Genomic DNA, 18,449 nt, shown 5'->3' on the forward strand with positions numbered 1-18,449 from the left:
CTATACACAATGTGGGCGAAAACAATAAAAATTTGGAACTAAATAAAGGCTGTGGGCTAGGCAATTTCGTATATATTTTTGAAGTTATTAACAAACAGATTGACTTTTGCATATATTTGTCAAAAGGTGTATTAACCGATAAAGATTTGTCAGAAAGACTTAAAATAAGATTTACAGGCAACGAAATAGAGCCTTCTAAAGTGACTGCTAACGAGTTCGCTAAACTTGTTGCGTCGTATGAAAATGCATTGTTATCTGTTTTAAATAATGGTAAACCAAAAAAAAATTCAGTAGACTTTATTAGTGTTGTAAGTGTGAAAAATGAAAGCCTAACTATCGAAGCACAACCTCATACATTAGAGGTTAAAGAGGCTGCTAATACTATAAATAAAGCTATAAAAAATAAAACTTTCAATAGACTTCCTTACGATGCTGTAGATAGTTTATCGGTATTACAATCATTCGTAAATAAACATAAATGTAGGGCTCTTTTAAATGGGATTGATGATATTGAATCCGCCGAAATAAATGAAGATAGCGGCATTCAAATTAGCGATTCTCTTTATTTTAAGGGAAAAACAACTGTTTACGGGAAAATAATGAGAATAGGGGGGTCTGAGCCTAAAGTGAGAATAAAAACAGATGATGGAATATATCTTTCAGTAGTTGTTTCTAAAGAAGTTGCTAAAGAATTATCTCCTAATCTTTACAGCAGAATAGGTATAAAAGGCACTGGCAAATGGAAAAAATATAATAATGAATTAGAGGAAATAAAGGCTGAGTCATTTGTCATTATATCAGATGAACCACTCACAAAAAAACTAAAAGGCCTTAGTGAGATTATTGGAGATTATTGGAAAAATATTGATAATCCGGATGATTATATAGCATCAATTCGAGAATAATTAAATGAAGAAAGTCTGCCTAGATACTAATATATTGGTTTGGTACATTAAACGTCAAGCTACAAAAGGTCAAGAGGGATTTATACCTAAAGTAGATTATTTGTTTAAACATTTTGAAAAAAAGAACATTACTATAGTAATACCTAGTATAGTTCTTGCGGAATTACTAGGAAGTGTTGCTGACGAAGATAAAAGAGATGAGTATTTTGATTATTTGAACAGTAATTTTGAAATAGCCCAATACGATATTGTTTCATCCAGACAGTACGCAGACTTAAGAGCTAAACTGTCGAAAAAAAACGCAAAGCAATACGCAAACAAGAAAAGTGTACCAAAATGCATGATGATAAATGATTATAACATATGCGCTGTTGCTTTATCTAGTGGATGTGATGCAATTTTTTCACATAATTTAAAGGATTTTGAGAAATTTATAGATCATCGAATTCCTATTTACACGTTAGACTACGTGGATAAGCTTAAGAAGGAAGAAGAAAAAATTACAAAAAGGCAATTGTCCCAATCTAATCAATTCAGCCTTCTAAACGATTTACCAGACTTTCAAGAGGATGAGTGATTTAATGATGTTTTACAGTTAGCGATAAGCATATCGTACGTTATTTAGATGAATATGCAGCTAGGTTCAATAATAAACAAATTACGCCTAATGAGCGTTTCGATAAATTTTTGGAAGGTTCTGATAGTTGTTTGAGCTACAAAACTTTAACAGAAATATAATAAGGCATATGTCCAATTTTTTGGATATATGCCTTATCTTATAATCAAATGCTAATCACTATCTTTGAAAAAATTAATCCAATGTACAATCCAATTACTATAGCCAATTACTTTATCTATAAGTCTATAGACGAAGGTGTGCCAATTACCCCAATGAAGGTTTTAAAATTGGTTTATATTGCGCACGGATGGCATTTAGGCTTAAAAGATAGGCCACTTTTAACAGAACAAACAGAAGCTTGGAAATACGGTCCGGTTGTGGAATCCGTATACAGGGCCTTTAAAGATTTCGGAAAAAATGATATTGATAAAATTAGATTTTTTTCGATCCGAGATAAAAAAGAGTTTGTTGAGTTAACTTCTAATAATAATGATGTTCAGTTTCTTGAAAAGATATGGAATACCTATAAGTCTTATTCAGGAATCCAATTATCGTCTTTAACTCATTTGCCTAATACTCCTTGGGATGTAACATGGAACAAAAATGGAGGTAGTTTGATGAATGGAGCTATTATCCCTAATTCCTTAATAAAGGAGTATTACACAAAAAAATCTATTGAAAATAAAAATTAGCCTTGATGGATGACTCTTTTGATCAGGATGAACTTTTAGATTCAATTGGGGAAAATGTTCCATTAGATGATTTAGAAGTAACCAAGAAAGAAAATCAAATTTATGAAGAATTAAATAAAGGCTCAAAAAGTCAACATAGACATACAGTTTTTATTTGTTCGTTATATCTCTTTTGGGGAATTGGAATTATAATAATTTTGGTTAGAGTTTATCATTTTATCGCTTCTGATTGTTACCAGTGGCTTTCTTTAGAACAAATACAGTCATTAGATAAGTTGCTTTTTAGTGGTACTGTTGGAACAGTGATTGGTAGATATGGAAATAACCTTTTCAAATAATTCTAAGCATGTCAAAAGAAAAAGGTAAAGATTCTCAAGAACGCTCCAAGTACGATGAAACTCTAAAGATAAATACCTCTTTAGAAGATGTTCTAAAGGTTTCAATACCTAAAAAGGATAAAAAAGAAAAATGCCTAGATGGTATATGATTGTCTGGTACAATTTAAACTGTACATGGTGTCATATTATGTCTTTAGGTCAAGAATACGCCCCCTTTATGGAAGAGGTCAGCAAGAAATAACAGATCTGTTTTGGTGGCACAACCTAGGTGACATGAATGAAAGCGAAATCAGGGCGTGTAGGAAATCGTCAAATGTTCCTTCACATATAAAGGTTGGTTTTGAATTCTCTGCAAGAGCGTAGAGGGTTAGAAATCCTGAAACCGCTCCTTTAAAAAAAAGACCAAAATAGGTTTATCCTACTCTCAATTTATACACTCGGCCACATTGAATATAGATGCCACAGCAACATCTATGGCGTAATCAAGAAAGCGTTCCCCGTTTCCCCCTAGGGAATCGATCAATAGATTTGTTATTAGTTCTTCTTTTCTGATGTTTGATGTTTCCATGTACTTATAACGGAATCCACTTGTATTTTCTTGAAATAATTCGACGAAAGGGTCATTCCGCCCCGAAACCCCCTATTTATGGGAGTTCCAAGAAAAAAAGGAGTAACTGGATTAACTTTTCCTATTTACAGGTCTTTTTATTTATACTTTATTTATTTTTTCTATTATTTTCCATAAATAATCGGAAAAAAACAAAAAAGTGACTCCATTCCCTTGGAACACCCTTATTTTACGGGCAATTCCAAGGGAATGACTTTTTAGACCAGTGAACCCAAGATTTAGTCTAATTCCTTGGAACTCCCTTATTTTACTTGTGTTTACAAAGGAATTAACTTAAAAAACAACTCACTCCAAACCTTTAGATTTTAGCAAAAGTGACACCCTTTTATTGAAATTTGGGCCAAAATGTTAAGAATTTTAACAAGCAAGAAAATCATAAATTTTACTTAAAGGCTAATGTTTACCTAGCCAATGCGCTTGAAAAAGACAGGCCCACCCCCCGAACGCAAATCATGCTACAAAGTTTGGGTTAATTCCAAGGTGTATCAGTTTTAGGGCATGATTTATTCATGACCATTTTTTTTATTAGTAAAGCTTACTTTTTATAGGGGTTATTTGTGTGTCAATTGTACCTACCTTATTTTTGATACAGTAAATTAGAGTTTATGAAAGCACGATACGTAAGAATTTCGACACCTGATCAAAAACTAGAACGCCAACTATCCAAGAAACACGCCGACGAAACATTGTTTATTGATATTTGCAGCGGCTCGATACCATTTAATGAGCGGCCACAAGGAAAGGTCCTTTTAAATTCTTCGGACGTTACATACTTAACGGTCCACGCAATAGACCGATTAGGGCGCAATACCTTAGACATCTTGCAGACGCTCGACAAACTAGATCAAAAGGGCGTTACGGTCAAAATCGAAAACCTTGGTATTGAATCGCGAATAGACGGCAAGCCTAATCAAGTATTTAAACTGATTACTTCCGTACTGGCCAACGTCGCCGAAATGGAACGCGAAACGATGTTAGAAAGACAGCGCGAAGGCATTGCAATAGCTAAGGCCAAAGGCAAATATAAAGGCCGTTTAAGAGGCTCTAAAGAAGATAAAGAAGTTTTCCTATCCAAATACCCACAGGTCGTAAAAAGATTAAAGCAAGGCCATAGTTTACGCAATACATCAAAGCTTTGTGATGTTTCGGTAAATACAGTAAGGAAAGTAAAAAAACATCTATTCGATAACATTCGATAGTTACACAATATCCATTTGTCAAACGGATATAAAATTGCGCAGAATTAATAATAAAACCCATAGCGGAACTACGGGTTATATTACTGCGATTTGTTTTTGGACGTTCAAATCACTTCAAATATAATCATATTCCGTGAAGGGTTTATAAAATCACTTTTTTATGAATCATTCGCAATTTAATTTATTGCTGCAAAAACAGAATCAAGCAATAGAACTAACACAAGGGTTAAAAGAAAAATTAGAAAGTATTCTTAATCCACCGCAACCCGAATTATTAAGTCCTAAAGAAATTTCATTTCTACTTAACCGCTCTTATCAATCGGTAATGAAATATCTAAAGGAAAACCAATTAAGCCCCGTCTATAGGGGTCGCGTAGCCCTATATAGGTACGATGAAGTTTTGAAACTCGCTAAAAAATTAGGAATAACAACTAAAAAAATTGCCTAATGAACAGCAGTTTATCCAAAATAATTTCAGACTTACACATTGAAGCGGCAAATCTTGAAGTTCATAGATTTTGGAAGGTAAAACGAAATTCTAAAGACCCTTCTAAATTTGTCGTTCTACCAAATGAAGTAGATTTTATTGAATGGCTCAAATCGTTAGGTGTTTGTTTTGAATACGCTACAAATTCTTTAGTTCAAGAGAAAAACGGAATTATCACGCCAATTGAAATCGGCCAATTGAAGCATATTGTACGCGACGCTATCTTGGAAATGCCTGACGTAATAGACGAGGACATAACAAAAGATGTCGTTCTTAATATGATAATGGCCAATGAAGCGCGACTATTTAGAGCTAAAGGAGTTTTGGAGTTCTTGCCTACGAAGAAATTTAATTGGCTTAGAGCGACAAAAGACACAGCTTATTTTCCCTTTAATAACTGTATTGTCGAAGTGGTCAAGAACGATGTAAAAACCGTTTCCTATGATGTTTTAGGCGATCGAGTGATATGGAAATCACAAATAATTGACAGGGATTTTGAATTACTTGAGCCGGATGGTTCGGATTGGGCCGATTTTATTTTTCATGCTGCGGGCGGAACTCAAGAATTAGTCGACAACCTAAACAATGCCCTTGGTTATTTGTTACACGATTACAAAGACCAATCGAACGCATTTTTTACAGTCTTCGGCGAATCGGTTGATGATTCGAGCAAAGGCGGGGGCGCGGGTAAGGGGTTGGTTTCAAATGCTTTATCCTACGTTGTTAATACAACGTTCAAGGACATGCGCCAATTTTCCCCCCAAGACCCCTTTGCTTGGAGCGGTGTAACTAATCAGACCAAAATTCTAGTTCTATCGGACTTAAAAAAAGGGTTTGATCATTCCATTCTGTATAACATGGTTACGGATTCAATTGAGGTCAACCGAAAAAACAAACCTGTAGAAATTATCGAGTTTGAAAATTCACCAAAGATTCTGGCATCTACTAATTACAGTATCGATATGAGTACTGGACATGGAAATCGCCGTCTTAGATTGGTTGAATTTGCGCCTTACTTTAATGCCGAACATACCCCAGTTCATAAATACGGCCACTTGTTTTTTAAGGACTGGAACGACGAAGATTGGAACAAATTCTATTCGTATTTATTCATTTGCGTTGCCCAGTATTTAAGTAAAGGGTTTCCGCGAATAGGTGAATCTCATTCTGCCAAAAAGAAAAGAGTACTTGAAGCTTACGGGGCTGCGGATCTTTATGACTGGTTGGCCGAATACAGTACGGAAGGCGAATATTTACCTTTTAGTGATGTCTATATAGATTATTCAAGTTCAAGGCATGTGTCAAAGCCTATGGGTAAAAACATCTTTTCAAAACGATTAAATGAGGTTGCCGATTTGCTAGAAAAACCAATCGACATTGTTGAACATGCTAAAGTCAAAAAAATAAAGATATGCAGTACGAAATAATCTATGTTCCGTACACGCCGAACAGTAAAAAGGACTGTCCAAAATGCGGAGGAAAAAAGACCTTGACATTATTTATGAATCGGTTAACTGGCGAGGTATATCCCGATACCTTTGGCACTTGTGATCGCCAAGAATCATGCGGATATAACAATCGGCCGAAACGTACTACAAGGACTTCTAAAGAGGTAATAAAACCGACACCCCCAAAGCCAATAGATTATATCGACATCCAAGAAGTTATCAATAGAGAATTAGAAGGTAACAACCATTTTTTCACTTTCTTACGGGGTTGTATTGGAACTGATGGTTTAAATCATGTCAAAATGAAATATCGGCTTGGAACATCTATTGAACACAGCAAATTTGTCGCATTCCCCCAGATAGATGAAAAGGGTCGATGCAGACAAATTAAAGAGATGCTTTACGACCCCAAAACCGGAAAAAGAAAGAAGATTAAAGGGGCGCAAAGATGGGCTTTTGAAAAATTCAGATACCCTAATTTAAACTTGGAACAATGTTTTTTTGGATCACATCTAATTGCCGGAAATGAAAAGCCAATCGCCTTGGTTGAAAGCGAAAAAACAGCTTTGATTTGTTCTTATTTCATACCTGATTATATATGGTTGGCAACTGGTTGCCTCACAATGTTAACCCCTCAAAGGTGCGCATTTCTAAAAGGGCGAAAACTTATACTTTACCCTGATAAGGGAAAAGCTTTTGCCATTTGGAAAATGAAAGCTGCAAAAATAAAAGGCACAGCATCGATAACGGTTAGTGATTATTTAGAAACGAAAAGCGAGGTAAAAGAAGGTGATGACCTTGCAGACTTAATATTGAAAAAACTATGAAAGATACAGCGATAGTACATTATGCTAGAGAGCCATTTGATAAGGATTCCGGCGCAATTTACGGTCTATATATATACCATGAAGGAAACCTTAAAAGCTTTTGTTCTAACGGCTCTGAAAAAGGGGAATTAAGCGCAATCGACGATTACGCTTATTACATAGACAAACTCATTGGAAAAGGCACTAAAATAGTTCATTGGGGACAGGATCGGGTTGACTTCGGATGGCAACATATCGCATTTAGATACGAAGAACTTTACCGACACACCCCAGACTTCTATCTATACTATGGGGAAAACGAATTTAATCTTGCTTGGGAACTATTGAAAAAATTCGGTTTCAATTATGCCGCACATCCAAGATTAAACAGTTTGGCGGAAATGAACGGTTGGACAAAATACAATTCGACAAAAGACCCATCCATTTTATTTGACCACAGGCGAACAGAATTAATAGTAAAAATTTATAAAGCATTTATTTCTAACACTTTAAAAACAAACGAAAAATGAAAAACAAGAGAATAAGAGTAGGGATTAACACATCAAAGAAAGTCAAACTAGAAAGTGAACTACAAGCCAAGGCCGTAAAGTGGCAAGCACGAAAGACAGCTTTAGATTCGATAAACAAATCGTTAAAGGCGAATTTCTCCACAATTGAAGAACTTAACATTTTTTTGGATGAAAAAACAGGTTTCCCAAATAGAAGCATGTCCGCATTGGCTTTTAATATTCAAGACGAATACGACGCATTTGTCAAAGTTGCTGATGCAACAATTGATAAAGGTATTTTTGAAACTGATGAAAATGGGGACTTGGTAAAACTAAAGAATGGTAGTTTTATCTTTACAAAAGAGGCTGCCGAACAAATTGCTAACGACTGCGGAAATTATATCGAAGGTGAACGACTTGAAATTTACTTAAAAATGAAGGAGTTCCAAAAGTTCTATAATTCTTTGGATACCCGCTATAGGAATGGCGGAGGTTGTAGGTTTCAAGGTTCAGCGCAAATGACAATAAGTGAATATTATTTCGCGGATTAAAATCACAGGCCCAGAGGTTAATTCTTCTGGGCTTTTTTATTATTTTTAAGTATGGATTTCAGCGATTGGACTTGGTACGAAATAGTTGGAGCGGCGATTCTGTTTGTTGTAGTCTTTATAGTTGGTAATTGGGTCAACGATAAGGCCTACAAAAGCAGATGGAAGAATTAAAACCTCGTCAACTCCCACCCGTATTTTGGTATAGCCCAATACCCCAAAACATTCATTACATGCCTTACCGTACCTCCTGGATAACGATAATATAAATTTAAGCTACGATTATCCCATTCCACATAAAAACCCTCTAAACCCAAAGGTCTAATTTCCTCTAAACCTTCGTCTTTTATTGCTTCCTCATACCTTTCTTTGCCAATTTCGACCAATAATTGCCGAATAGCCTTTTTATCGTAGTTTCTAAATACTTGCTTGGACATAATCCAAAAATACGGATTATTTCCATAAATATCATTTATTGAATATTCAATTCTGGGTAATCAATTTTAGTTATTGATTGCAAGTTGTCGGCATCAAAACCACGCTTATATATATCCCTAGTTACTGGGTACGCCTCAATTTCTTTGGTAGTGAAACCCACTTTCATTAATTCTGTAATGCCATTTGATGTAAGATCAGGACGTAACCAATCGGTTTCAAAACTTTCATCTAATATTAAGGGTTGTCTTTTCTTTTGATTATGAATTTTTGAAAATTGTTCGTTTGCCGGCATAGTTAGTATTGAACAGCTAAAAAAATCATCATCCAATTCGGTATAAAGGCCAGCAAAACAGAATAAAGAATCATCATCATAATGGCAGAAATAAGGGTAAGAAGCATTGTTAAAACGATGCGGTTCATGAAAGCCGTCCGCAAGTATCAAACAACGATAGTTTTCGGCCGAGTTTTTATAAGTGTTGGAAGTTAGGACCGTTTCGGATTTCGCGTTAAGCGTATTGTATTTCTTTTGAAAAGCTTGTATATCCTTCTTTCCAAAATCAGGAATCAAACCCCACATTGCCGGATAAATCATGTCCGGTTCATCCATTTTTACGATGTATAAATTAGGGTGGGCAAATCCATTTGCCCGATAGTAGGGAGTGTATTCCAACGGTATAGCGAATTGCCGTCTGGTATTACGTTCGATTTCCTCCCTTTGTTTTCTTAATGTTGTAGAATAGCACATACCTACAAATTAAGAAATAATTTTTATTTTTACGGTTTCCCCCTCATTCTATACAATAACAGCACTAGTCGTGTGGTGCGGGTTCCTGAAAGGACGTTGGCTCATCAGGCCCATATTCTTGATTTTCCCTACAACACTATGGATCTTTGTTGTTTCCAAAGCCTCATGTAAGGTCATTGGCGGGAGTATGGACGGTAAGCGTTTGGCCAACATGGTCTTTCCGGCCCCCGGGGGACCTATTAAAATGATATTATGGCCTCCAGCCGCGGCAATCTCCATGCAACGCTTGATACTTTCCTGCCCTTTGACATCGGCAAAATCATATTCGGGAAAATCCAAGGCCTTATAAAACTCCTCTTTGGTATCTACTATGATTTGTTCCAAGGGCGTACCTTTATCAAAAAAGGAAATGACCTCACTGATATTGGTAACCCCATACACCTTTAATCCTGGTTCTATAGCTGCCTCTTTGGCATTTTCCATGGGAAGAATAAATCCCTCAAAACCTTCCTCCCTAGCCTTGATAGCAATGGGCAAAGCTCCCTTTATGGGTTGCAGACTACCATCTAGCGATAGTTCGCCCATAATGATATACTTATCAAGGTCATTGGACTTTATTTGGTTCGAGGCCGTTAAAATACCAATGGCCAAGGTAAGGTCATAAGCCGAACCTTCCTTTCTTAAATCGGCCGGAGCCATATTTATGGTGATTTTTTTGCCCGGTATCTTATACCCATTGTTCAGTAAGGCAGCGGCAATACGGTAATTACTTTCTTTAACGGCATTGTCGGGAAGGCCTACCAAGTGGTAACCTACCCCCTTATCTATGTTGACTTCGACGGTAATAGTGGTTGCATCAACCCCAAAAACCGAACTTCCGTAAACTTTCGTTAGCATTGTTATGGTTGTTTCGAGTAACTATTTATCGATTAAATCACATCCTTCCCCTCAATCCATATCGGCCGGTTCAAATATGAGTAATGATTCAGACGTCTTCACGATTTCCTCCTTGTTCATCATCATCTTTCGGAATTCCCCTTTGATATACATTTCCGCCTGATCCTTGTAATGAGGGCTAAACGGATTTCCACTTTGGCCGGTGGGCAGAATACTAATGGAATTCTCCACATCGGAGAAATCGATAACCCGCCTAGTGGATGGCCCCGAACTCACCTTGTAAACTCCATCTTCGGTGTAGGGAAAATACATATTGTTAATAACCTCGCGACTTCCGTTGACCGGAAAGGGTCCGACATTGAAATAAGGCCTAAGGGATTCGAGCTGCCCTATGGGATGGGCATGCTCTAAGGTGTGTACCCGATGCCACTCCCATTTTGAGCTATCCTGCCCCAATGAAACACTTAAGGCCAACCAAGCCTGCCTAAACGCCGAAGTAATGATGTCAGACGGGGTTTCACGGACCTCAGTGGAGATATTATCCCACCAAATAGATTGTTCATTGGCTATAATCGGGGCTATGGTCCGCTTTAAAAAATGGGTATTTTGCATAGCATCGAACAATGCCTTCCCCAGCTCATCTTGAAAAATATTGCGTAAGACCAAATACAACCAGCGGTGATACACCGTAGCCTCTATACTATCTAAGGGGTAATCCCCCTTCCAGTCCTTAAGCTTCCCCACGATTTCGAGTTGTTCGGCATTCAAGCCTTCCGTATCGATCTTATCCAGAAGGTTTCGTACTATTTCGATGTTTACCGGCGAGGTTACATCGTTGATCATTTTACTGACCGACTGCATATCCCAATCATTCTTAGCATCTAGCAACTGAACGATTCGCCTGGCCCGGTTTTCCGGAAGGTAATAACCAGGATACAACCTTCCTCCTATGGAATCGGGTTGATTATTGGCCGAATAGACATAACGCGACTCGGGATTGATCGCATGGGGATTATTGCTGAAATCAAGATATTGTTTTTGCGTTGGCAAACCTTGGTTTGGCTCGTAAATAAATTTGGTATTTACACTATCGGGTATGTGGTACAGTTTTGCCGAGGCCCACCAAGCTACATTCCCCTCTACATCACCATACATAATATTGAGGCCCGGGGCATGAATATCCTTTAGGCTGTTTTCAAATTCGGTACGGTCGCGCGCATGCGACATCCCATAAAGGGCATTTAACACCTTATTTTTCGCTTCGGTGTATACCCACCACATAGACACCGGCCTATCTCCTGCTATTTGATCCGCCAAACCGTTCAGAATAGGTCCGCGATGTGTTTTTTTATAGGAAAATTGCACATCTTCGGCATCTTTTACCTTGATGGTCTTATGCACCGTTTCATAATTTCCCCAACTACTCCCTTTTCTATACTTTAGGTAATCCGTAGCATGTGACTCCTCATAATAGAAATCAATATCATCGTTCTCGAACATGGTCATACCATAAGCCAAGGTTCTGTCGTGTCCCAACAAGGGAAAAGGAACCCCTGCCAAATGGTAGCCGTATTTTTCATAAGCAGGTGTGCTCACATGGGCTTCGTACCAAACGGAGGGTTGGGAAAAGCCAATATGTGGATCATTTGCAAAAATAACCTTGCCGTTCTTGGTTTTTTCAGGAGAAAGTACCCAGCTATTACTCCCTTCAAACAGTGGAATGGAAAGCTTTTCCAATGAAGCCATCACCCCATCTACAACATTCCGCTTAACGGAATCGGCAGCAGCAAGGGGAGTACTTTGAATTCGCAGTGAAGTGGAATCGGAATTGATCGGCAAATCCCTAATATATTCATACCCCAACCTATCCTTGATCTGGGTCAACAAAGGGTCCGTTTTATGTGCCATGGCAAAACTAAAGGCCATATACCCCATAGTATTGTAAATATCCTTGAGCTCGAAAGGTTCTTTATCTATTCCGGTCAAATAAAATTCAATTGGGGTAGCCCCTTCGGCTATAAATTCGTTGACCCCATCTAAGTAGGCCTGGGACAATTGAACCGGTATTTCATTTTGATTTAGCTCCGATACCGTTTTAACGGAAACATCATCAACCCCAAGGGCCAAAAAGAATTTGTCGGTCTTTACCAATTCCTCCCCGAAAACCTCGGCCAACCTACCACTGGCAATTCGCCGCAACAATTCCATTTGCCACAAACGGTCTTGGGCATGTACATAGCCCAGTGCCCTGAACGCATCCATCTCGTTTTCCCCATAAATATGGGGTATGCCAAAAGTATCGTAGTAGACCTGTACGTTTTCCGTTAAATGTTTTAGTGTTTTTTCGCCATCATAATCTGGAGTCAGCTGCCATGCGAATAGACCCAGAACCACAGCCAGCAGGCCGAATATCAAAAGAAGCCCCTTTCCTAACCGTTTTAGTATTTTCATTCAAGATCAATTTTTTTTAAGGAAATATAAGAATTATTTGCAAGGCGCTTAAAATTGATCGCCGAAGGGTTATTGAGTTTTTAGCGACAACCCGAACATTCCTTCTCTATTAAGAAAAATCAGAGGAACTACATCAAGCGCCAAAACCCTCCTAAATAGCAGTGCCATCAAAACCGGAGTGGTCAAATCAACCTTCAAACCATCAATAAAAATACAGCCAATACCTACAATAACTGTTTTAAATTTAACATTTCTTGTTAAAAAATTAAGATTTTGGCCGACAATTTAAAAATTAGGCACGAATAAAAAAATTCCGACAAAATATCCTTGAGGGGAATCTATCCGTCACATGTATACCCAAATCCTTTTTTTTAGATTGGCCAGACCAAACCATCAAAGCATATTGTTGACGAAGGCGCTAATGAAAAAGGATTTTCCCACTGATCATGCAATAAACGGAAGCTCTTATTTTTCCTTATAGCGAGCCAATCCGAACTGGAGCCATTTACGGTACGTTTCCGAATCGGTATACTGCACCGGATGGCTCAGGATTTCCAGGTCAGGGGTCATCAACACGTAAAAGGGCTGCGAGGCCGCATTAAAATTGACACTTTGAAAAGTACCCCACTTCTGCCCTACGGTTTCGATGTGTTTGATTCGTCCACTATCATATTGAAAATCGAACTTTTCAGTCTCGGGAAGTTCTTTTCGATCATCAACATACAAGGAGATCAATACATAGTCTTCGTTTAAAATAGAGTAGATATCAGGTTCGCTCCATACATTCTCTTCCATCTTTCGGCAATTGACACAGGCCCAACCCGTAAAATCCAACAGTATGGGCTTATCTACCTTCTTGGCATAAGCTACGCCCTCTTCAAAATCCTTAAAACAATTTATCCCCAAAGGGCAATCGCTTTCAGTTTCCGAAACACTATAAAATGCAGGAGGAGGAAAACCGCTCAACAACTTGAGGTTGGAAACCCCTAGGAGCCCCAATAAAATATAGATGGAAACCCCCATACTCAGCAAGCCTACCGCCTTTCGGCCCATGGAGAGTTTTGCTTTTGGTCCGTCGTGCGGAAATCTAAAAATACCGAAGAGGTAGAGCGTGAGCAAAACGTACAACACCACCCAAATCGCCAAGAAAATTTCCCGTTTTAGAATCCCCCAATTGCCGACCAAATCTGCATTGGAAAGAAATTTAAGGGCCAAGGCCAATTCCAAGAATCCCAACACCACTTTTACGGTCGTCATCCACCCACCAGATTTTGGCAAGGAATTCAACCATGCAGGAAAAAGGGCAAAGAGTGCAAACGGCAAGGCCAGGGCCACTCCAAATCCCGTCATACCGGCGGAAAGGTTCATAGCCACATCACCTTCCTCCAAAACCGTACTCCCCAAGAGTCCCCCTAAAATAGGCCCCGTACATGAAAAAGACACAATAGCCAAGGTAACGGCCATAAAGAAAATACCGATAACCCCTCCAATTTTGGAAGATGCGGCATCCATCTTGTTCGCCCAAGAGCTCGGCAAGGTCAACTCATAATACCCAAAAAAGGAGAAGGAAAAGAACACGAAAATCAAAAAGAAGGCTATGTTCAACCAAATATTCGTTGCGATGGTATTGAGAATTTGCGAATCTACCGAATCGAAAACATGAAAGGGCAGACTGAGCAAAAAGTATATCAGTACGATAAAGAAGCCGTACAACAAGGCATTTACGACTCCCTTCGACTTTTGTTTTGAGTGCTTGGTGAAAAATGAGACCGTAAGGGGAATCATAGGAAAAACGCAGGGCGTCAACAATGCGATCAAGCCTCCGAGAAACCCAAGTCCAAAAACCATCCAAAGACTTGACCCCGTTCCTATATCTTCCTTGACATCCTTTAAGGCTTCCTTATTCTTCAAATCGAGTTTTAACGCAGATGAAAGCTGTTTACTGCGTTCATCTATCGTTTTGTTCTCCGTTACGGCAACCCCTCCATCCAAAACAAAACTAAAATCCTCATCCACAGGTATACATACCTCTTTACAGATTTGGTAAAAGAAATTAATATCGATTTGGTTGACACTAGGGTCGAGTAATCTTATTTTCTGGGTAAAAATGGCGCTTCCCTTAAAGAAAGTCTCATCGACTTCAAAAATATCACTATATTCCACCACCGTTTCACTTTCGGTCGTTTCCCCTAAAAGTTCATAGGTCTCGCCGGCTTTTTTATAGGTAAACTCACTCGGTAAGGAACCGCCTTCGGAAGTAAATTGCGAATAAATATGCCACCCCTCGTAGATATCGCCCTTAAGAACAAGCTCATAGTCCGTATCATTGATCTTGCGCACCTCTTGCGACCACTTTACAGGGTTGTCGTCATCTTGGCCGAACAAAGACAAAAAACTAAAAAACAGGGAGATAAATACAATTATATGTTTCATTGCTTTAATGTAATCTTTATAATATCACTGGTGTGTTCCGATACTTTAAAACGTTCATCGGCCCTACGTCCGATAACCCAAACGATAGCATCGCCCGAACACAAAAGCCATTGCGCCTCTTTCGAAACCACATCTACTTTTTCGTCCTTAAAATACTTCGACAGCTTTTTTTTGCCCGTCATTCCCAAGGGATAAAAGTAGTCGCCTTTTTTCCATTTCCTTATCGTTAACGGATACTTTAACGCTTTTTTATCTATGTAAAGTGTATTTAGATCAGACTTAACATATTCGCCTACCTTTTCAATTTTCAAGGAAACAGGTTCACTTACCACAGTATCCCCTTCATCGATATGGTATTCGTTAACATCGGGCGCTTCCTTGGCCACCAATAGAAGATAATCCCGATCCTTTACCAAACGATAATCTTTTGACTGTATTTGCTTTCCGCTCATAGCCGATAGAAGGTTTTCGACATCGTTCCACTCCGTAAAACCATAGGGCTTAAAAAGCAGGTATAAATAGGTCGAAACAGGTTTCAGCTGCAATAACTTTGCTACAGAAATACGTGTTACACCAGCAGTTTCCTCAAAACATTGTGATTTTAAATCGGAAATATGATGTTCCAAAACAAGGGCTGTCTGGGAAAGGTAATTCTGCGTTTTCTGGAAATTCGCCAAAAAGGCAGGGTTCAATTCCTTTAGGGCCGGTACGATTTCATGCCTGATCTTATTTCTTAAATACTTGGTATCGGCATTACTGGCATCTTCTCGCCAGACCAAATTTTCCGCTCGGGCATAAGACAAGATCCACTCCCTTGTAAAATGCAATAAAGGCCGTGAAAGATTATGGGATTTTACGGGTATTCCGGTCAAACCATCTATACCCGTTCCCCGGGAAAGATTGATCAAAAAAGTTTCCAAACTGTCATCGGCGTGATGGGCCGTCACCAAGGTTTTTATACCTTCCCTATCCATAATTTCAGAAAACCAGCGATACCGAAGCTCCCGGGCCGCTACCTGAATAGATACTTTATTTTGAGTCGAGTAAGATTTTGTATCAAAGCGGTTTACGTATATTTTTACCTTGTGCTTTTTAGCCAAATCCCTTACCAAACCTTCATCGGCATCACTTTCAGCTCCCCTCAGGTTAAAATTGCAATGGGCCACGGCAAAATCAAGATCCAATCGTGCGCACAGGTGCAAAAGAGCCACACTGTCAACACCCCCCGAGCACGCCAATAAAAAGCGGTCATCGACCAACTCCGTAAATTGATCTTCTATATGTTTTTTAAACTCTTCCAACACGGTTCAAAGGTAAGCAACAATTAGAATCTTTTTTAATGTAAACGCTTTATGAAAGCTGACTTCAACTCTCCAAAACCTCACGCATGGCCTTCGCCTTTAAAAGGCATTCCTCGTACTCCTTTTCCGCCACGGCTTTTGCAGTTATCGCCCCTCCTACCGAATACGAAACATACTCCTCCGATGCATTGTACAATATACTTCGGATCACCACATTAAAATCGAAATCGCCATCGGGGGTAAAATACCCTACGGCCCCGCTGTACAAGCCCCTCTTAAAAGCCTCTAGCTCCTCGATTATTTTCATGGCCGAGACTTTTGGCGCCCCGGTCATACTCCCCATGGGAAAGGTCCCTTTTACCAAATCTACGGGATTCGCCCCAGGGGCCACCTCGGCCACCACGGTAGATATCATTTGATGCACCTGTTCAAAAGTGTATACCTCACACAACTCTTCAACTTGGACACTTCCCTTAATAGCGTGCTTCGAGAGGTCATTGCGGACCAAATCTACGATCATAATGTTTTCGGCCCGTTCTTTAGGGTCGTTTTGAAGCGCACTGACCAATTTGGCATCGGCCGAATCTTGTTGCGAACGCTTGGCCGTACCCTTGATCGGCTGGGAAATGATTTTATCGCCCTCCTTACGTAGATAGCGTTCCGGCGAGGCCGACAATAAGAACTTATCGTACATCTTTAAAAAGGCCGCAAACGGCGCCTTAGATATAGCATTTAGCCTTTGATAGGTTCTATAAGGATGTATTTTTGTGTCTTCGGCATAAAACTCTTGACAAAAGTTGGCCTCATAGATGTCCCCCCTATGGATGTGGGCCAACATTTGCTGTACCTGACGGAAGTATTCATCCTTAAAAATACGCAGTTTAATGCGTATGTTCTTAGTTGCGGAGCCTTCCCCAACATTGAAAGTATCACCCCCGGAAATAGCTTTGAAATCCGATTGGATCTCATCATCGACCATCCTGAGGTAGTCGAAACTCACAGTATCCCCTATAATCTTTATGATTTTTTTAGGCTGGAAGAAATACAGCTCGGGAAAATGCAAATGATCCGCATTTTTGGAAAACAAACGCTCAACATCATTCTTAAGATCATAAGAGAGGTAGCCAAAAATATAGTCATTGGTCAAAACCTGGTATTCCTTGAGCTTTTCAAAAGCCTCCTCACTATCGGTTTGAAGCAAAGTAAGGGCATCTACCGCCAATAGCGCATCAAAAGACCCATAACGGTTTTTGTGCCCGTTGCCGTCTAACCAAAGGACATCGTCATATTGTTGGGCCCACAGCAACAGCCCTTCCTTAAAACTTTCGATATCGGAAACGACAAACGAGCTATTGGTTCGCAAACGAATGGTTTTATAGTTTACCCAAAAATTGGTTTAAAGCCTCGCGATGTGCTTTTGCCAAATCAGCGGAAACAATACCTTCTCCCTTATTAAAGGTTTCCCCAAACGATGGCAAAGAGAAGCTTGCGACAACTTCGGCCCCGAAACGCGGCAACACATTTTGGGTAATTTCCAAGGCGCCCATCCCCCCTCTTTTTCCATTGGAAGTAGCCATCAAAAAAACCGGGGTATCTTCCAAAAACTTGCGTTCGACCCGAGATAACCAGTCAGTGAGGTTCTTAAAGTACGCCGATGGACCGCTATTGTGCTCATTCACCGAGATAATTACCCCATCCGCCTTCACCAAGTCTTCCTTAAGCTCTACTAAGGAATTCGAGTAACCGTTCTCCCTTTCATAATCTTCACTGAACATCGGAAAAGGAAAGTTCACCATGTTCAACAACTGCACCTCATGGTCTTTTATAAGTGATGCCGTATACTTTACCAATTCGTAATTAATAGATTTAGAGGAATTGCTTCCCGCGAATGCTAATATTTGAGCCATATTTTTTAAATAAAAGGTGTTTTGGCGAAATTATGGCAAATACGACTGAATTGCGAGTATTTTATCTAATTTTGCTGCGAAAACATCCAAACCCCTTG

General features: G+C 39.2%; 19 protein-coding genes and 1 pseudogene. 11 read left to right on the forward strand and 9 right to left on the reverse strand.

What is annotated here, in order from left to right; translation table 11 throughout:
- Positions 1-32 precede the first annotated feature (32 nt).
- From ZOBGAL_RS21565 to ZOBGAL_RS23640, 5 genes are all read left to right on the forward strand, one after another.
- Positions 33-905 (forward strand): hypothetical protein, encoded by an 873-nt coding sequence (locus ZOBGAL_RS21565; protein WP_148560738.1) that lies wholly within the window; start codon positions 33-35, stop codon positions 903-905.
- A gap of 4 nt (positions 906-909) precedes the next feature.
- Positions 910-1,482, forward strand: a complete 573-nt coding sequence (locus ZOBGAL_RS21570) for a type II toxin-antitoxin system VapC family toxin (protein ID WP_013995905.1) — start codon at positions 910-912, stop codon at positions 1,480-1,482.
- Between the two features lie 209 nt (positions 1,483-1,691).
- Positions 1,692-2,216, forward strand: coding sequence for a Panacea domain-containing protein (locus ZOBGAL_RS21575; RefSeq protein WP_052725630.1), 525 nt, complete (start codon positions 1,692-1,694; stop codon positions 2,214-2,216).
- Between the two features lie 5 nt (positions 2,217-2,221).
- Positions 2,222-2,554 carry a hypothetical protein gene (locus ZOBGAL_RS21580; RefSeq protein WP_013995907.1) on the forward strand — a complete coding sequence of 111 codons (333 nt, stop codon included), beginning with the start codon at positions 2,222-2,224 and terminating at the stop codon, positions 2,552-2,554.
- Positions 2,555-2,562: 8 nt separating this feature from the next.
- Complete coding sequence (locus ZOBGAL_RS23640) at positions 2,563-2,703, forward strand: hypothetical protein (RefSeq protein WP_013995908.1); 141 nt, start codon at positions 2,563-2,565, stop codon at positions 2,701-2,703.
- Between the two features lie 275 nt (positions 2,704-2,978).
- Here the strand turns inward: ZOBGAL_RS23640 and ZOBGAL_RS23645 are convergent, their stop codons facing one another.
- Positions 2,979-3,122 (reverse strand): hypothetical protein, encoded by a 144-nt coding sequence (locus ZOBGAL_RS23645; RefSeq protein ID WP_013995909.1) that lies wholly within the window; start codon positions 3,120-3,122, stop codon positions 2,979-2,981.
- A 665-nt stretch (positions 3,123-3,787) separates the two neighbouring features.
- Between ZOBGAL_RS23645 and ZOBGAL_RS21590 the strand changes: the two genes are divergently transcribed.
- From ZOBGAL_RS21590 to ZOBGAL_RS21615, 6 genes are all read left to right on the forward strand, one after another.
- A complete protein-coding gene (locus tag ZOBGAL_RS21590; protein ID WP_013995912.1) occupies positions 3,788-4,381 on the forward strand; it encodes a recombinase family protein in 594 nt (197 codons plus the stop codon).
- Between the two features lie 160 nt (positions 4,382-4,541).
- Positions 4,542-4,829 carry a hypothetical protein gene (locus ZOBGAL_RS21595; protein ID WP_013995913.1) on the forward strand — a complete coding sequence of 96 codons (288 nt, stop codon included), beginning with the start codon at positions 4,542-4,544 and terminating at the stop codon, positions 4,827-4,829.
- Positions 4,829-6,295 (forward strand): hypothetical protein, encoded by a 1,467-nt coding sequence (locus tag ZOBGAL_RS21600; RefSeq protein ID WP_013995914.1) that lies wholly within the window; start codon positions 4,829-4,831, stop codon positions 6,293-6,295. Before ZOBGAL_RS21595 ends, ZOBGAL_RS21600 begins: the two co-directional genes overlap by 1 nt.
- Positions 6,280-7,143 (forward strand): DUF6371 domain-containing protein, encoded by an 864-nt coding sequence (locus ZOBGAL_RS21605; RefSeq protein ID WP_013995915.1) that lies wholly within the window; start codon positions 6,280-6,282, stop codon positions 7,141-7,143. The genes ZOBGAL_RS21600 and ZOBGAL_RS21605 overlap by 16 nt, the downstream gene beginning before the upstream one ends.
- Positions 7,140-7,652: a hypothetical protein gene (locus ZOBGAL_RS21610; RefSeq protein ID WP_013995916.1), complete on the forward strand. Its 513-nt coding sequence runs from the start codon at positions 7,140-7,142 to the stop codon at positions 7,650-7,652. Before ZOBGAL_RS21605 ends, ZOBGAL_RS21610 begins: the two co-directional genes overlap by 4 nt.
- A complete protein-coding gene (locus tag ZOBGAL_RS21615) occupies positions 7,649-8,182 on the forward strand; it encodes a hypothetical protein (protein ID WP_013995917.1) in 534 nt (177 codons plus the stop codon). Before ZOBGAL_RS21610 ends, ZOBGAL_RS21615 begins: the two co-directional genes overlap by 4 nt.
- A 167-nt stretch (positions 8,183-8,349) precedes the next feature.
- On the opposite strand, the gene ZOBGAL_RS21620 is transcribed toward ZOBGAL_RS21615, so the two are convergent.
- The 8 genes and pseudogenes from ZOBGAL_RS21620 to ZOBGAL_RS21655 all read right to left on the reverse strand — a co-directional run bounded on the left by ZOBGAL_RS21620 (position 8,350) and on the right by ZOBGAL_RS21655 (position 18,351).
- The gene (locus tag ZOBGAL_RS21620) at positions 8,350-8,616 is read right to left on the reverse strand and encodes a hypothetical protein (RefSeq protein WP_013995919.1); all 267 of its coding nucleotides are present in this window, start codon (positions 8,614-8,616) and stop codon (positions 8,350-8,352) included.
- 35 nt (positions 8,617-8,651) lie between these two features.
- The gene (locus tag ZOBGAL_RS22975) at positions 8,652-9,362 is read right to left on the reverse strand and encodes an SOS response-associated peptidase (protein ID WP_013995920.1); all 711 of its coding nucleotides are present in this window, start codon (positions 9,360-9,362) and stop codon (positions 8,652-8,654) included.
- Between the two features lie 57 nt (positions 9,363-9,419).
- A pseudogene (locus ZOBGAL_RS21630) lies at positions 9,420-10,259 on the reverse strand (YifB family Mg chelatase-like AAA ATPase); the annotation flags it as partial.
- Positions 10,260-10,310: 51 nt separating this feature from the next.
- Positions 10,311-12,710 (reverse strand): penicillin acylase family protein, encoded by a 2,400-nt coding sequence (locus ZOBGAL_RS21635; RefSeq protein WP_013995922.1) that lies wholly within the window; start codon positions 12,708-12,710, stop codon positions 10,311-10,313.
- 465 nt (positions 12,711-13,175) lie between these two features.
- Positions 13,176-15,143 carry a protein-disulfide reductase DsbD family protein gene (locus ZOBGAL_RS21640; RefSeq protein WP_013995923.1) on the reverse strand — a complete coding sequence of 656 codons (1,968 nt, stop codon included), beginning with the start codon at positions 15,141-15,143 and terminating at the stop codon, positions 13,176-13,178.
- Positions 15,140-16,447 carry a tRNA lysidine(34) synthetase TilS gene (gene tilS, locus ZOBGAL_RS21645; RefSeq protein WP_013995924.1) on the reverse strand — a complete coding sequence of 436 codons (1,308 nt, stop codon included), beginning with the start codon at positions 16,445-16,447 and terminating at the stop codon, positions 15,140-15,142. Before tilS ends, ZOBGAL_RS21640 begins: the two co-directional genes overlap by 4 nt.
- Before the next feature lie 61 nt (positions 16,448-16,508).
- Entirely contained in the window at positions 16,509-17,807 is a 1,299-nt protein-coding gene (locus tag ZOBGAL_RS21650; RefSeq protein ID WP_013995925.1) for an anthranilate synthase component I family protein, read from the reverse strand.
- 10 nt (positions 17,808-17,817) lie between these two features.
- Positions 17,818-18,351: an NADPH-dependent FMN reductase gene (locus ZOBGAL_RS21655; RefSeq protein WP_013995926.1), complete on the reverse strand. Its 534-nt coding sequence runs from the start codon at positions 18,349-18,351 to the stop codon at positions 17,818-17,820.
- Between the last annotated feature and the right edge of the window lie 98 nt (positions 18,352-18,449).

Source organism: Zobellia galactanivorans (assembly GCF_000973105.1).
Lineage (GTDB): Bacteria > Bacteroidota > Bacteroidia > Flavobacteriales > Flavobacteriaceae > Zobellia > Zobellia galactanivorans.

Bases quoted from the DNA above. Each gene is read 5' to 3' on its own strand.
- ZOBGAL_RS21570 (WP_013995905.1), top strand. From the start codon at position 910: ATGAAGAAAGTCTGCCTAGATACTAATATATTGGTTTGGTACATTAAA.
- ZOBGAL_RS21575 (WP_052725630.1), top strand. From the start codon at position 1,692: ATGCTAATCACTATCTTTGAAAAAATTAATCCAATGTACAATCCAATT.
- ZOBGAL_RS21580 (WP_013995907.1), top strand. From the start codon at position 2,222: ATGGATGACTCTTTTGATCAGGATGAACTTTTAGATTCAATTGGGGAA.
- ZOBGAL_RS23640 (WP_013995908.1), top strand. From the start codon at position 2,563: ATGTCAAAAGAAAAAGGTAAAGATTCTCAAGAACGCTCCAAGTACGAT.
- ZOBGAL_RS23645 (WP_013995909.1), bottom strand. From the start codon at position 3,122: ATGGAAACATCAAACATCAGAAAAGAAGAACTAATAACAAATCTATTG.
- ZOBGAL_RS21590 (WP_013995912.1), top strand. From the start codon at position 3,788: ATGAAAGCACGATACGTAAGAATTTCGACACCTGATCAAAAACTAGAA.
- ZOBGAL_RS21595 (WP_013995913.1), top strand. From the start codon at position 4,542: ATGAATCATTCGCAATTTAATTTATTGCTGCAAAAACAGAATCAAGCA.
- ZOBGAL_RS21600 (WP_013995914.1), top strand. From the start codon at position 4,829: ATGAACAGCAGTTTATCCAAAATAATTTCAGACTTACACATTGAAGCG.
- ZOBGAL_RS21605 (WP_013995915.1), top strand. From the start codon at position 6,280: ATGCAGTACGAAATAATCTATGTTCCGTACACGCCGAACAGTAAAAAG.
- ZOBGAL_RS21610 (WP_013995916.1), top strand. From the start codon at position 7,140: ATGAAAGATACAGCGATAGTACATTATGCTAGAGAGCCATTTGATAAG.
- ZOBGAL_RS21615 (WP_013995917.1), top strand. From the start codon at position 7,649: ATGAAAAACAAGAGAATAAGAGTAGGGATTAACACATCAAAGAAAGTC.
- ZOBGAL_RS21620 (WP_013995919.1), bottom strand. From the start codon at position 8,616: ATGTCCAAGCAAGTATTTAGAAACTACGATAAAAAGGCTATTCGGCAA.
- ZOBGAL_RS22975 (WP_013995920.1), bottom strand. From the start codon at position 9,362: ATGTGCTATTCTACAACATTAAGAAAACAAAGGGAGGAAATCGAACGT.
- ZOBGAL_RS21635 (WP_013995922.1), bottom strand. From the start codon at position 12,710: ATGAAAATACTAAAACGGTTAGGAAAGGGGCTTCTTTTGATATTCGGC.
- ZOBGAL_RS21640 (WP_013995923.1), bottom strand. From the start codon at position 15,143: ATGAAACATATAATTGTATTTATCTCCCTGTTTTTTAGTTTTTTGTCT.
- ZOBGAL_RS21655 (WP_013995926.1), bottom strand. From the start codon at position 18,351: ATGGCTCAAATATTAGCATTCGCGGGAAGCAATTCCTCTAAATCTATT.